Here is a 13,033-nt window from a genome sequence, read left to right as displayed (position 1 = left end):
GCGGGGAAGATCCGCTTCTCCGAGAGCTTGCGGTCCAGCTTCAGCTCCATGTTGCCGGTGCCCTTGAACTCCTCGAAGATCACCTCATCCATGCGCGAGCCGGTCTCCACCAAAGCGGCGGCCAGGATCGTCAGCGACCCGCCGTCCTCGATGTTCCGCGCCGCACCGAAGAACTTCTTCGGCGGATACAGCGCCGTGGAATCCACACCACCGGACAGGATCCGCCCCGAAGCCGGAGCCGAGAGGTTGTAGGCACGGCCCAGACGCGTGATGTTGTCCAGCAGCACCACCACATCGTGACCCAGCTCCACCAGCCGCTTCGCACGCTCGATCGCCAGCTCCGCGATCGTGGTGTGATCCTCCGCGGGACGGTCGAAGGTCGAGGAGATCACCTCACCCTTCACCGACCGCTGCATGTCGGTGACCTCTTCCGGCCGCTCATCGACCAGCACCACCATCAGATGGCACTCCGGATTGTTCACCGTGATCGAGTTCGCGATCGACTGCAGCACCATCGTCTTGCCCGCCTTCGGCGGCGCCACGATCAACCCACGCTGCCCCTTGCCGATCGGCGAGACCAGATCGATGATCCGCGAGGTCAGCTGGTTCGGCTCGGTCTCCAGCCGCAGCCGCTCCTGCGGATACAGCGGCGTCAGCTTGTTGAACTCCGCCCGCGACCTGCCGTCGGGCGAGGCACCGTTGACCGAGTCCAAACGCACCAGGGCGTTGAACTTCTCCCGCCGCTCCCCCTCACGGGGCTGCCGCACCGCACCGGTGACGTGGTCACCCTTGCGCAGACCGTTCTTCCGCACCTGCGCCAGCGACACATACACATCGTTCGGCCCCGGCAGATAACCCGACGTCCGCACGAACGCATAGTTGTCGAGGATGTCCAGGATCCCGGCGACGGGGATCAGCACATCGTCCTCGGCGATCTGCGGCTCGGCATCCTCACGCCCACCACGACGCCCGCGACGGTCCCTGTACCGGCCCCGACGACCACGCCGGCCGTCTCCGAAGTCGTCGTCGTCGCGGCGACCGCCGCCCCCCTGGTTCTGGTTCTGGTTCTGGTTCTGGCCGCCACCCTGATTCTGGCCGCCACCGCCGTCGCCCTTGCCGCGCCCGCGCTGACGGTCGCGCTTGGAGGGGCGGTCCCCCTGCTGCTGACGGCCACCGCCGTCGCCGCGACCGTCGTTGCGGTCGCCGCGGCCGCTGCCGTCGCCCTTGTTCTGCTGGCCGCCTTCTCCGCGGCCGTCCGCCTTCCCCTCGGCGGTGTCCACGGCGGCTTCCGCCTTGCCGCCTTCGCGGCGGCCCCGGCGGTCACCGGCGGGCTTCTCCTCGTTCGCGGGCTGTCCGGGAATGTCGATCTGGCCGGAGTCCTGCTGGCCCTCCGCGCCGGTCTCTCCCGTGCGCGCCCTGGACGTGGCACGGCGCTTGGGCCTGGCGGCGGACTGGTCCTCGCCTTCCCCGGCGTCCCCGTCCCTGCCGCGGGCGGCGGACGCGTCGGCGCCGGAACCTCCGCCTGCCTGCCGCTCCTTGATGGTTTCAATCAGCTGGCTCTTGCGCATCCGCGCGGTGCCCTTGATGCCGAGGCCGGAGGCAACTTGCTGAAGCTCCGCGAGCACCATGCCCTCGAGTCCGGTGCCTGAGCGCCGACGCTTGGGCGCAGCACCGGAGGCAGGCGCGGGAGAAGCGTCCGTGGCAGGCACGTCGGCATTCTCCGCGGGGGCGCTCCCAGAGGAGCTGCCACCCGAGCCTTCGGACTCAGGAGGAGCGGCGTTCACGCCCATCAGATCGGTGGTGTCGCTCACAAAGGGTCCTTCCCTGGAGCGGACGTCGGCCTGTCTGGCTCGGCGACCGGTCGTGCTGTCCGGCGATGGTCCTGCGCGCGGACCTGGCCGAAACGGTGGTTCCCGCCTGGATGTGTGGCGGGGAGATCAATTCATGGTTCGACGTACAAGGTGAATGTGCGTCCTGCACGTCGGCTCCGGAGCGTGCTCGGGACTGCTACGCAGAGCGAAGCAGCGTGGGAGGCTCCTGGAGGAAGAGGTGATCCTGGGCCTTTGCCCTGGGAGATCACTCAAGCACTGCACTCTACGGACCACCACAGAGTTTCACGTGTGGATCACGAGACTGCGAGCACTGACTTGAGGTTAACACTACCGAACCCAACAAACATTCCCCCTCTCCCGGATCATCGGCCGCTCCAAGGCCTTCCTCCTGCTCCGCCGTGCGTACACCGTCACTGAGCTGCGCCGCGGTCGGCACCGTCCGCCTTCAGCGGCAGGACGCTGGCCCCCGCGGAATCAAGGCTCAGCCTGTTCGCCGTCCACTGCTCTCCCGCGAGCTGCGCCACCTTGTCGGCGGCGCCGTGGCCCTCGGGAAGTGCGAGCACCGTGGGGCCCGCACCCGAGACAACAGCTGGGACGCCGTCCGACCGCAGCCGGTTCACCAATTCCACGCTCTCCCTCATCGCCGGTGCGCGGTACTCCTGGTGCAGCCGGTCCTCGGTCGCCGGCAGCAGCAGATCGGGACGCCTGGTCAGCGCCTCCACGAGCAGCGCGGCACGCCCCGTGTTGAACGCCGCGTCCACATGCGGGACATGACGGGGCAACAGCCCTCGTGCCGTCTCCGTCAGCACCGGATTCGCCGGTACGAAGACCACCGGCACGACGGACTCCGCGGGTTCCATCCGGATCGCCCGCGCGGCACCGGCGTCCATCCAGGCGAGCGTGAAGCCACCCAGCAGACAGGCCGCGACGTTGTCCGGGTGTCCCTCGACCTCGGTGGCCAGTTCCAGCATCGCGGCGTCGTGAAGCCTGGCCTCTCCGCCCGTGGTGACCGCGCGTGCGGCCACGATGCCGGCGCAGATGGCCGCGGAGGACGAACCGAGGCCCCGTCCGTGCGGAATGCGGTTGGCGCAGACGACCTCCAGGCCCCGCGGCTGCCCGCCGAGCAGGTCGAACGCGGTGCGAAGGGAGCGTACGAGCAGGTGGTCCTCGTCGCGCGGCAGCGTCCCGGCGCCCTCGCCCGCGATGTCGACGTGCAGGCCGGAGTCGGCGACGCGGACGACGACGTCGTCGTAGAGGCCCAGCGCGAGGCCCAGGGTGTCGTAGCCGGGGCCGAGGTTGGCGCTGGTGGCGGGAACGCGCACGCGGACAGCTGCGGCGCGGAACGCGGGGCCGGCCATCTCCCGATGACTCTCCTTGGATTGTTGACGCGATTTCCCATGGACCGCGGCGGCGACGCCGGAGGGGTCACGGACCCTGTGGCTCCAGGGCCCGGCGGACCGGGTGGGGCCTCCCTGGCAGGACGAGGGAAGGCCCCCGGAGTACGTACGGGGGTGGGGTGAACGCAAGCTTATCGAAGGAAGGTTCAGTGGCGACACAGGGCGCACGGGAGGCGCACGATGCGTGTCGCAAGCTGCTGCGCGCTCCCTGGCCACCGGTCTCCGTACCGGAAACTCCCCCGCTCCCGCTCTTCGCCCCTACCTGCTCCCGCCGTGCTCTTTCGCAGCTCTCTGCGCCGGCGGCGGAACCGGCGTCACCGGAACACTTCCCGTCGCCGGCGCGGACGAACCGTCAAGCAAGGCCGAGGCGTTCCGCCGCAGCGTCCGCGTCGATCGGCACCGTCACGGGCTGGGGCGCGCCCGCGACCGCCCAGTCGGGGTCCTTGAGGCCGTTGCCGGTGACCGTGCACACCACGCGCTGCCCGGGTTCCAGCTTGCCCTGCTCGGCGGCCTGGAGGAGTCCGGCGACCGATGCGGAGGACGCCGGCTCGACGAAGACGCCCTCACGCGAGGACAACAGCTTGTAAGCGCGCAGGATCTGACGGTCCGTCACGGATTCGATGAAGCCGCCCGACTCGTCCCGCGCGCGCTCCGCGAGCTTCCAGGACGCCGGGTTGCCGATCCGGATCGCGGTGGCGATCGTGCTCGGGTCCTTCACGGGCTCGCCGCGCACGATGGGCGCGGCACCGGATGCCTGGAAGCCCCACATGCGCGGCGCACGCGTCGCGGGGCCGTCCGTGCGGTACTCGTCGTAACCCCGCCAGTAGGCCGTGATGTTGCCCGCGTTGCCGACCGGCAGGACGTGGATGTCGGGTGCGTCCCCGAGCATGTCGACGATCTCGAAGGCAGCTGTCTTCTGCCCCTCGATGCGATCGGGATTGACCGAATTGACCAACGCCACCGGGTACTTCTCCGACAAGCCGCGGGCGAGAGTCAGGCAGTCGTCGAAATTGCCGTCCACCTGGAGGATCTTGGCGCCGTGCACCAGTGCCTGGCCCATCTTGCCCAGAGCGATCTTCCCCTGCGGCACGAGGACGGCGCAGACCATCCCCGCACGCACGGCGTACGCGGCCGCAGAGGCCGAAGTGTTCCCCGTGGACGCGCAGATGACGGCCTGTGCCCCCTCCTCCTTGGCCCGCGTGATCGCCATCGTCATGCCGCGGTCCTTGAAGGAACCGGTCGGGTTGGCGCCCTCCACCTTCAAGTGGACGTCGCAGCCGGTGAGTTCGGAGAGCAGCTGTGCCGGTACGAGCGGCGTGCCGCCCTCGCGGAGGCTGACGGGAGTGGTCTCCGGGCTCACGGGCAGCCGGTCGCGGTACTCCTCGATGATGCCGCGCCACTGACGGGAGGTGGCGGGTGCTGCGGTTTCCATGGTGGTCACTGTCCTCGATTCCCCTGTGCACGGGTCCCGTTCATTCGCCCTCGACCCGCATGATGCTGGCGACGCCGCGCACGGTGTCGAGGCCGCGCAGCGCCTCGACCGTCGAGCTCAGCGCCGCGTCGGGCGCGCTGTGGGTGACGACGACGAGCCATGCGTCGCCGTCCTTGCCCTGCTGGCGCACGGTGTCGATGGAGACGCCGTGCTCAGCGAAAGTGGTGGCGACCTGTGCGAGGACGCCGGGTTTGTCGGCCACGTCGAGGCTGATGTGGTAGCGCGTGACGACGTCGCCCATCGGCGAGACCGGCAGCTGCGCGTACGCCGATTCGCCGGGCCCCCTCGATCCGTTGAGCTTGTTGCGGCAGGCGGCCACCAGGTCGCCGAGCACGGCGGAGGCCGTGGGCGCGCCGCCCGCGCCGGGCCCGTAGAACATCAGCTGACCGGCCGCGTCCGACTCGACGAAGACGGCGTTGTACGCCTCGCGCACGTTGGCCAGCGGATGGCTGAGCGGGATCATCGCCGGGTGCACGCGCGCCGTGACGGACCGGCCGTCGGCGGCCCGTTCGCAGATGGCCAGCAGCTTGACCGTGCAGCCCATGCGTTTCGCGGAGGCGATGTCGGCGGCAGTGATCTCGGTGAGGCCCTCGCGGTGGACGTCGTCCAGGCGGACCCGGGTGTGGAAGGCGATGCCGGCGAGGATGGCGGCCTTGGCGGCGGCGTCGAAGCCCTCGACGTCGGCGGTCGGATCGGCCTCGGCATAGCCGAGCGCGGTGGCCTCGTCGAGGGCCTCCCCGTACCCGGCTCCGGTGGAGTCCATCCGGTCGAGGATGAAGTTCGTGGTGCCGTTGACGATGCCGAGGATGCGGTTGACCTTGTCACCGGCCAGTGATTCCCGCAGCGGCCTGACCAGCGGGATCGCGGCCGCCACCGCCGCCTCGTAGTAGAGGTCGTTGCCGTGTTTCTCCGCGGCCTCGTGGAGCGTGGGACCGTCCTCGGCGAGCAGCGCCTTGTTGGCCGTCACGACGCTCGCACCGTGCTCGAACGCGGAGGTGATGAGCTTGCGGGCCGGCTCGATGCCGCCGATGACCTCGATGACGACGTCGATGTCCTCACGGCGTGCCAGAGCCGCGGCGTCGGTGGTCACCAGCGCCGGATCGACGCCCTCCCGTACGCGGTCGGGGCGGCGGACGGCGACGCCGGCAAGCTCCGCGGGGGCGCCGATACGGGCGGCGAGGTCGTCCGCGTTCGTCGTCATGATGCGTGCCACCTCTGAGCCGACCACTCCACAGCCCAGCAGCGCCACCTTCAGCGGACGCGTACGCATCATCCCGACCTCGCCTCTCGTCATTTCCGGTGCTTTCAGTCTCACGTACAGGTACGGAGATTCCACGCTCGTTCCAATATGTGGGACGAATGTCTCGCTAGCCGACATCCAGTCGCAGGAGATCCTCCTCCGTCTCCCGCCGGACGATCACGCGCGCCTCCCCGTCCCGTACGGCGACGACCGGGGGACGCAGCGCATGGTTGTAGTTGCTCGCCATGGACCTGCAGTACGCGCCCGTCGCCGGGACGGCCAGCAGATCGCCCGGGGAGAGATCGGAGGGCAGGAACGCGTCCCGCACGACGATGTCGCCGCTCTCGCAGTGCTTGCCGACGACCCTGGAGAGCATCGGCTCGGCGTCCGTGGAGCGCGAGACGAGCGAGATGCTGTACTCGGCGTCGTACAGCGCCGTGCGGACGTTGTCCGACATGCCGCCGTCGACGCTCACGTACGTACGCAGGCCCGGCAGCTCCTTGACGGTGCCTGTCTCGTACACGGTGCAGGCCGAGGGCCCGACGACCGCCCGGCCCGGCTCAACGGAGAGGCGCGGCACCGAGAGCCCCGCGCCGCGGCACTCGCGCTCGACGATCTTACGGAGCGAGACGGCGATCTCGTGCGGCTCGCTGGGGTCGTCCTCGGGCGTGTACGCGATGCCGAGGCCGCCCCCGAGATCGATCTCGGGAAGCTCAACGCCGTGCTCGTCGCGAATGTCGGCGAGCAGGCCCACGACGCGGTGTGCGGCCACCTCGAATCCCGAGGTGTCGAAGATCTGCGAACCGATGTGGGAGTGGATGCCGACCAGTTCCAGGCTGTCCAGCTTCAGCACGCGCCGCACGGCCTCGGCTGCCTGTCCTCCCGGGGCCTCGGGCTGGGCGGGGGTCCCGCCGGCCGAGCGGGGATAGGTGTCCCCGGCGAGTGCGAGCCCGAACTTCTGGTCCTCGTGAGCCGTTGCGATGAACTCGTGCGTGTGCGCCTCGACGCCGACCGTGACCCGGATCTGGACGGGCTGGCGCCGCCCCAGCCTGTCGGCGATGTGCGCGACGCGGGCGATCTCCTGGAAGGAGTCCAGCACGATCCGCCCGACGCCCGCCCGGACGGCCTGCTCGATCTCCGCGGACGACTTGTTGTTGCCGTGCAGGGCGATCCGCTCGGGCGGCATGCCCGCTCCGAGGGCGATGGAGAGTTCGCCGCCGGAGCAGACGTCGAGATTGAGCCCCTCCTCCGTCAGCCAGCGCACGACGGCGCGGGAGAGGAAGGCCTTGCCGGCGTAGAAGACGTCGGCGTCCTCGCCGAAGGCGTCCCGCCATGCCCGGCAGCGGGACCGGAAGTCGGCCTCGTCGAGCACGTAGAGCGGAGTGCCGAACTCCTCCGCCAGGTCCTTCACGTCGAGGCCGCCGACCGCGACGGAACCCGTGGGCGTGCGGGTGGCGGTCTTCGGCCAGACACGGGCGTCGAGCACGTTGAGGTCGGCCGGGGGTGCGACGTAGTGCCCACCCTCCGGCAGTACATCGGCGTGCCGGGGCCCTGCGGGGTGCGCGGAGCGGCTCATTCGGGTGCCTCGCTCTCACCGGGGCGGTCTGTGTCCATGCTCGCGCGTACGGCCGCCTCGGCGCTCGCGCGCCCGGCCGTGTTCACGCTGGTGTTCGTGTTCACGCTGATCGTGGGTCCTTTGCGGTGTTCGAAGTCTGGGCTGTCCGGAGGGCGTGGTGCGTGGTGCTCAAGGCTCGCTCCGGGCTCACAGATGCGCGGGCGCGCTCACGCCGAGCTGGGTCAGGCCGCCTGCCAGCACCGTCCCGGTGGCTTCGACGAGAGCCAGCCGGGCGCGGTGGGCGGCCCCGGGTTTCTCGTCGCCACAGGGCAGGGGCGGGTACTGGTCGTGGAAGTCGAAGAAGGCCTCGCCCACGGCGACGAGATGACGGGCGTGCCGCGCGGGGTCCGGCTGCTCGCTGACGCGCCGGTGGTCCGCGAGGAGCGCCAGCAGCGCGTCGCCAGTGGGCCCGTACGCGGGGCCGGCCTCCGTCGCCGCATCCGGATCGCCTCGGAACCCCAGGTCGCACGCGTTGCGCGAAAGTGCGCGGGCCCGCGCGTGTGCGTATTGCACGCGGAAGAGGGGGCTGGCCTGTGCCGTACGTACCGCGAGTGCGGCCGGGGCGTCGCCGGTGGCGGCGCTCCAGTGCGCGATGTCGGCGGCGGGGGTGTCGGTCACGGGGTGGTCTTCGACGGGAGTGTCGGCGACGGGGTGGTCTTCGACGGGGGTGTCGGCGACGGGGTGGTCTTCGGCCGGGGTGCGGGTGGCGGTCTGGGGCGAGGTGCCGGGCACGGGCCCGGTCTGAGGCTTGGGCCTGGGCTGAGGCTCGGTGCGGGGCTCCGCGTCGGCCGTGGCAGCGGACTGCGGGGACGGACGCGACAGCTCCGCCACGAGCCGTGCCCGTGCACGCGCGTCGAGCGTGACGTTGAGGAACCCGCATCCAGCGATCTCCACCGCGTGGATCCCGTCCTCACGAAGCAGCCCGACACGCAGTACCCGCGCCACGTCGTAGGGCGTCATGGCGGCCGGGCCGGCGAGCCCGAAGGCCACGCTCACCGCGTAGTCCCCGATTCCTCGCCGCGGCGGCGATTCCACCGTCACCCGCTGCGGCAGCTCGGTGCTTCCTCGTACCGCACCCAGCTCGCCGTCGGCCACGGCACGATGCACTGCTCGCAGCACGGTGCGGGAGAGCTGGGCGGGTGTCACAGGGCAAGCGTATGGGAGAGGCGGCGGGTCGACGCGAACGGGTTTCCCCTGGCGGCGGGCGCGGAGCGGCATCCGGGGGGGCGCGTGCGGTCGCGGCCGTCACCGCTGCCGGAGGTGGGCGGAGCGGATGTGCGCGGGCGAGCGGCGAGGAGAGGCACGGTGCGGAGGGACACGGTGCGGAGGGACACGGTGCGCGGCATCACGTCCTTGTGCGGGGTCGCAGGCTTGCGCGACGCCACGTGCTTGCCCGACGTCACATGCTGCGGGGGCTGTTGTTGCGCGGGACGTTCAGTGTCGAGCCGGCCGTACGGCCGGCTCCTGTTCGTCCGGGTCGCCGGGCCGCCCTTCGTCACTCTCCGGGCGCTGCGTCAACTTCCGCACCATCCGCACGAGTTCGGACGGTTCGAAGGGCTTCGCCAACAGGGCGTCGACCGGGGGCTCGTGACCGTCCTCGGCGTCGATGGGTGTGCGGCCACTGACGATGGCGACCGGGATGTGGCGCGTACGGGGATCGGAACGCAGACGCTCGGCGGTACGCAGGCCGTCAAGGCGGGGCATCGCTACGTCGAGCGTGACGAGATCCGGCCTCACACCGTGCACGACGTCCAGGCACTCGACGCCGTCGGCAGCGGTCACCACCTCGAAGCCTTCCAGCTCGAGATTGACCCTGATCAGCTGCCGGATGACCTTGTCGTCGTCCACGACAAGGACCCGGCCGGACATACCTGGCACACGACAAAGCCTAGGCACACCGCTGCTCCGGCGTCCGGCTTTTGCCCTTTTCCACCCCTGCGGGACGGGCCCCGCGGTTCCCCTGCTGCGCGGCTTCCACCGGGCTCCGGGCGCCTGAATCCGGTTCCGGTGCACCATCACCAAGCTGGTACTGTTCTTCCTGTCGCCGCTCACAGCGCGACGAGCCCCCGTAGCTCAGGGGATAGAGCAACGGCCTCCGGAGCCGTGTGCGCAGGTTCGAATCCTGCCGGGGGTACCGCAGGCCACGTACCTAAAAGACTGCCTGATCAGGTAAAACCCTGATCAGGCAGTCTGCATGCGAGGGCAGCCGAAGGCAGCGAAAAGCGACCGCAGGCCGGGCTGCGTGACGCATTTGTGACGCACTTTGGCGGCTGTTTTCGCAGGCCAGGACGAGGGCATGACGCAGCCCCGGACGGTGTCCGGGGCTCGTGGAGCGCTCCTACTGGTACTCGCCCAGCAGGTTCTCAATGCGCTGGTTGGCGACCTCGTGTCTGCCGTGCAGGCACTTCGCGTAGTGGCCAAGCAACACCTCCACGCTGTTGCCTGCTCGCTCTGCGACTTCCGTCGGGTCAACACCCGCGTTCAGCCAAGTGGAGAGCGCCGAGTGGCGCAGGTCGTAAGGGCGACTGGCGAGGGGTGACTTCACCAGGTCGGGCGGGAGAGCAAGCTCTCTGGCTTCACTCCAGACTCGATAGTAGGTGGAGGATCCAACGACTCCACCGCGCTCGTTGAAGAAGAGGCGTCCGTCGTCGGCCACGCCGAAGGTCTTGATGCTCTCCTTCCAGATCGCCACGAGTCCGGGAGGCAAGGGCACGATGCGGGTGTCATCTGCGGCACGGTTCTTCAGCCCGCGGTCGTCGTGCGTTTTCCCGGTGCCGGTCCACTTCTTTCCAGCGGTCGGCCGCGTCCGGTGCAGCACGGCTCGTCCCCAACCCTCTTCCGGGAGCGTGCACTCCTGTAGGGAGACTCCCACCGCTTCCGCCGGACGGAGTGCGCCGTAGTACATGCCGGCGAACATCCCGACCAGACGTCGCCCTCGCGCCCGGTCATAGCCTCCGACGTAGGACACAGCGGTGAGCAATGCTGTGGCCTGCGTAGGGTTGGCGACAACGCGAGGGTCGACCTGACTGGCGATCTTGGGCTTCTCCCACTTGGCGGTCGTCACTGGGTTGTCCACGAAGTCGCCCCGGTCGACGGCGTACTCCATGGCATTCGCGAGAGTCTTCCGCTTGCGACGTGCCGTCTCCCCGGCTGCAGGAGTCCCGTCCAACTTCAGCTTGAAGGAGTCGAGGACGCCTCTCATGACCACCGGATCCTTCAGGTCAGCAAGCGGTCTCGACGCATTCTTCACCCACCTCAACGCCGTGGCGAACTCAGAGGGTATTTCTCTGTCGTCAGGCCCTGGAAGCACAAAAGCCCAGTCACGCAAGGCGCGTTGCAGCACCTCATTCGTTGGCCTGGCTGGCTTGTCCAGCAGGAGCGCCTTTGTCGCCGCTGTCAGGCCTTCGTTGATTTCGTCACGCGTATTGGGCGCCGCATGGGGCCACTTCATCCTCAGGTAGAGCAGGCCGAAGTCATACCAAGTGAGCGCTGCCGCCTTCTCTTCCATCGACGGCGGGCGCCCTGTCAGGGTGTCGAATTCTTCACCTTCACGCATAGCATGACGGAGTTTGGACTGGAAGGTCTCCGCCAATCCTTTGGTGCGCGAAGTGTGGGTAAAGACTTCTTCGCCAACCTTCCATCGCACACGGTAGGAAGGCTTCTTCCGCCGTTTGTCATGCTGGATAGCCCATACCCGGACATCCGTACTCTTCACGCGGCACGCTCCTCATGCTCATTCAGCCAGTCTTCGGCATCACTACGTCGGACACGCAGGTGCCCGTTGGGCAATTTGATGGCCCTGGGTGCAATGCCAAGCTCACGCCAGCGATTGAAGGTTCGTCGGGAGACGCCGTTAAGCATTTCGAGCACCTCCGCGACTGTCAGGAGTTCATCGCTGGATTTCTCACTCATGTGCACCGCCCGCAGCCGATGAGGGCAGGATGTGGGTGCACTGTTCAAGCACCTCGTCGGTGTGCATGAGCACTGGAAATATCGCCGGTTGTTGCATTGGGTTCCTCAATGGACGCTGGCGTGCTCCGATGCGAGCGGAGTTGGTCGTGTCCGCACAGATCCACCGCCAGGAAGCCGGTGCGGACTGCATCCATGGTCTGGAGAATCCCCGGTTTGGCTAACCGGGGATCGTCGGCTATTGAGGACCCTGCGAACTCCCCCAGAGTCTCGATCTCGAACCGTCGTTTCGGAAGCTGACGCTTGCGCAAGTACCTGGCTGACCTGGTGTTTTTTCGGGGACGTTGTACGTTGACATGCTTCGGGCCTGTGGTTCCAGTCCCCTTCGGGCCCGTGCCGTCTGCTATCAGCGAATCGCGGCCACGTTCGCTCCTTTCGTCCCAACGCAGCTGCGGTGAGCGCTGCTTGGCCGAGGAGCGTGCGACACCAGGCGAACATCAACGCGAACCTTCTCTCGACGGGTCGAGGGAATTCGCTGGATGCCCATCGGAGTCGGCCGCACAGAGCCCGAGACCGCGATGAAGAAGGTGAGCGAAAGTCGGATGCAACCACCCCCGCAAGTCGTCTCTTCGTACCGCTTGCATGGCTCAATTGCCCCTTCCCAGTCCGATACGCCGGGGCCGAGAGTGTGCAGCACTGCTTCAAGACCTCCCACCGCAGCCGTGGCGGGACCTTCGAGCCTGATCGGACTGAATCGGTGACAACAGCGCAGACCCACACCCGATACCGGGGGCTGATCCTAGATTTCGGAGGGGTGCTGACCACCGGCATCCCGGAATCGCAGGACGCCTGGTGCGCGGCGGAAGGTCTGACGCCGGGTGCTTGGGGCAGCACGCTGCAGCACCATCCCGAAGGGAGGCGGCTGTACGTGGCGTTGGAGGCCGGCGAGATCGGCCAGCACGAGTGGAACAGCCGTATGGCTCCGCTGTTCGGCCTGGACGACAGCCACAATCTGATGGGGCGTGCCTGGGCCGCGGTAGGCCCGGCAACCGACATGGTCGACCTCGCGAGAGCGGCACGGGAGAACGGCATGGTCCTCGGCCTGCTATCGAACTCCTTCGGAACCGACCCGTTCGACCCCTATTCCCACTGCGGGGTATGGGACCTCTTCGATGTGCACGTCATCAGCGAGCGCGAAGGCATCGCCAAACCCGACCCGGCGATCTACCAACGGACCTTGGACCGCATGCAACTCCCGCCGGAACAGTGCGTGTTCGTGGACGACAATCAGCTCAACCTGCCCCCGGCCGGCTCGGTCGGTATGACCACCATTCACGCGACCGACCAAGCCGACACCGTACGACGCCTGGCTGCCGCCATCGGCGTGCCCGCAACTCCTTCGGCGCGAAGCTGAGTTGACCAGACACGAGCCATCATGAGCTGGTCAGCGTAGAACGGAACGCCTCTCCGCGATTCGCAGCGTTCAGCGCGAGCAACACCATAGGGCGACAGAAGAGTTATAAGCGAGCTGCTAAGGAATCGGCTGTG

General features: G+C 68.5%; 10 protein-coding genes and 1 tRNA gene. 2 read left to right on the top strand and 9 right to left on the bottom strand.

Going from position 1 to position 13,033, the window contains the following annotated elements; translation table 11 throughout:
• From rho to I004_RS32020, 7 genes are all read right to left on the bottom strand, one after another.
• Nucleotides 1-1,811 (bottom strand): transcription termination factor Rho (rho, locus tag I004_RS0103930; protein WP_037974646.1); only part of this gene is annotated, 1,811 nt, incomplete at its 3' end.
• Nucleotides 1,812-2,242: 431 nt separating this feature from the next.
• Nucleotides 2,243-3,190 (bottom strand): homoserine kinase, encoded by a 948-nt coding sequence (gene thrB, locus I004_RS0103925; RefSeq protein WP_028434414.1) that lies wholly within the window; start codon nucleotides 3,188-3,190, stop codon nucleotides 2,243-2,245.
• A 391-nt stretch (nucleotides 3,191-3,581) separates the two neighbouring features.
• Nucleotides 3,582-4,661, bottom strand: a complete 1,080-nt coding sequence (gene thrC, locus I004_RS0103920) for a threonine synthase (protein ID WP_028434413.1) — start codon at nucleotides 4,659-4,661, stop codon at nucleotides 3,582-3,584.
• Nucleotides 4,662-4,701: 40 nt separating this feature from the next.
• Nucleotides 4,702-5,991 carry a homoserine dehydrogenase gene (locus tag I004_RS0103915; RefSeq protein ID WP_028434412.1) on the bottom strand — a complete coding sequence of 430 codons (1,290 nt, stop codon included), beginning with the start codon at nucleotides 5,989-5,991 and terminating at the stop codon, nucleotides 4,702-4,704.
• A gap of 97 nt (nucleotides 5,992-6,088) precedes the next feature.
• Complete coding sequence (gene lysA / locus I004_RS0103910; protein ID WP_028434411.1) at nucleotides 6,089-7,537, bottom strand: diaminopimelate decarboxylase; 1,449 nt, start codon at nucleotides 7,535-7,537, stop codon at nucleotides 6,089-6,091.
• Nucleotides 7,538-7,723: 186 nt separating this feature from the next.
• Nucleotides 7,724-8,722, bottom strand: coding sequence for a DALR anticodon-binding domain-containing protein (locus I004_RS0103900; RefSeq protein WP_028434410.1), 999 nt, complete (start codon nucleotides 8,720-8,722; stop codon nucleotides 7,724-7,726).
• 288 nt (nucleotides 8,723-9,010) lie between these two features.
• Nucleotides 9,011-9,445 carry a response regulator gene (locus tag I004_RS32020; protein WP_037974644.1) on the bottom strand — a complete coding sequence of 145 codons (435 nt, stop codon included), beginning with the start codon at nucleotides 9,443-9,445 and terminating at the stop codon, nucleotides 9,011-9,013.
• 193 nt (nucleotides 9,446-9,638) lie between these two features.
• Between I004_RS32020 and I004_RS0103885 the strand changes: the two genes are divergently transcribed.
• Nucleotides 9,639-9,710, top strand: a tRNA-Arg gene (locus I004_RS0103885).
• A 204-nt stretch (nucleotides 9,711-9,914) separates the two neighbouring features.
• On the opposite strand, the gene I004_RS0103880 is transcribed toward I004_RS0103885, so the two are convergent.
• Both I004_RS0103880 and I004_RS37960 read right to left on the bottom strand, forming a co-directional pair.
• Nucleotides 9,915-11,291, bottom strand: a complete 1,377-nt coding sequence (locus I004_RS0103880) for a tyrosine-type recombinase/integrase (RefSeq protein WP_028434408.1) — start codon at nucleotides 11,289-11,291, stop codon at nucleotides 9,915-9,917.
• Nucleotides 11,288-11,488, bottom strand: a complete 201-nt coding sequence (locus tag I004_RS37960; RefSeq protein ID WP_078510771.1) for a helix-turn-helix domain-containing protein — start codon at nucleotides 11,486-11,488, stop codon at nucleotides 11,288-11,290. Before I004_RS37960 ends, I004_RS0103880 begins: the two co-directional genes overlap by 4 nt.
• A gap of 754 nt (nucleotides 11,489-12,242) precedes the next feature.
• Here I004_RS37960 and I004_RS0103875 point away from each other — a divergent pair.
• Nucleotides 12,243-12,899: an HAD family hydrolase gene (locus tag I004_RS0103875; protein WP_028434407.1), complete on the top strand. Its 657-nt coding sequence runs from the start codon at nucleotides 12,243-12,245 to the stop codon at nucleotides 12,897-12,899.
• The last annotated feature ends 134 nt before the right edge of the window (nucleotides 12,900-13,033 follow it).

It is taken from the genome of Streptomyces sp. TAA486 (genome assembly GCF_000426165.1).
The sequence above is the reverse complement of the archived record's forward strand: the minus strand, read 5'-3'. Positions and strand labels throughout refer to the sequence as shown.

Bases quoted from the DNA above. Each gene is read 5' to 3' on its own strand.
- I004_RS37960 (WP_078510771.1), bottom strand. From the start codon at position 11,488: ATGAGTGAGAAATCCAGCGATGAACTCCTGACAGTCGCGGAGGTGCTC.
- I004_RS32020 (WP_037974644.1), bottom strand. From the start codon at position 9,445: ATGTCCGGCCGGGTCCTTGTCGTGGACGACGACAAGGTCATCCGGCAG.
- I004_RS0103915 (WP_028434412.1), bottom strand. From the start codon at position 5,991: ATGCGTACGCGTCCGCTGAAGGTGGCGCTGCTGGGCTGTGGAGTGGTC.
- thrB (WP_028434414.1), bottom strand. From the start codon at position 3,190: ATGGCCGGCCCCGCGTTCCGCGCCGCAGCTGTCCGCGTGCGCGTTCCC.
- thrC (WP_028434413.1), bottom strand. From the start codon at position 4,661: ATGGAAACCGCAGCACCCGCCACCTCCCGTCAGTGGCGCGGCATCATC.
- lysA (WP_028434411.1), bottom strand. From the start codon at position 7,537: ATGAGCCGCTCCGCGCACCCCGCAGGGCCCCGGCACGCCGATGTACTG.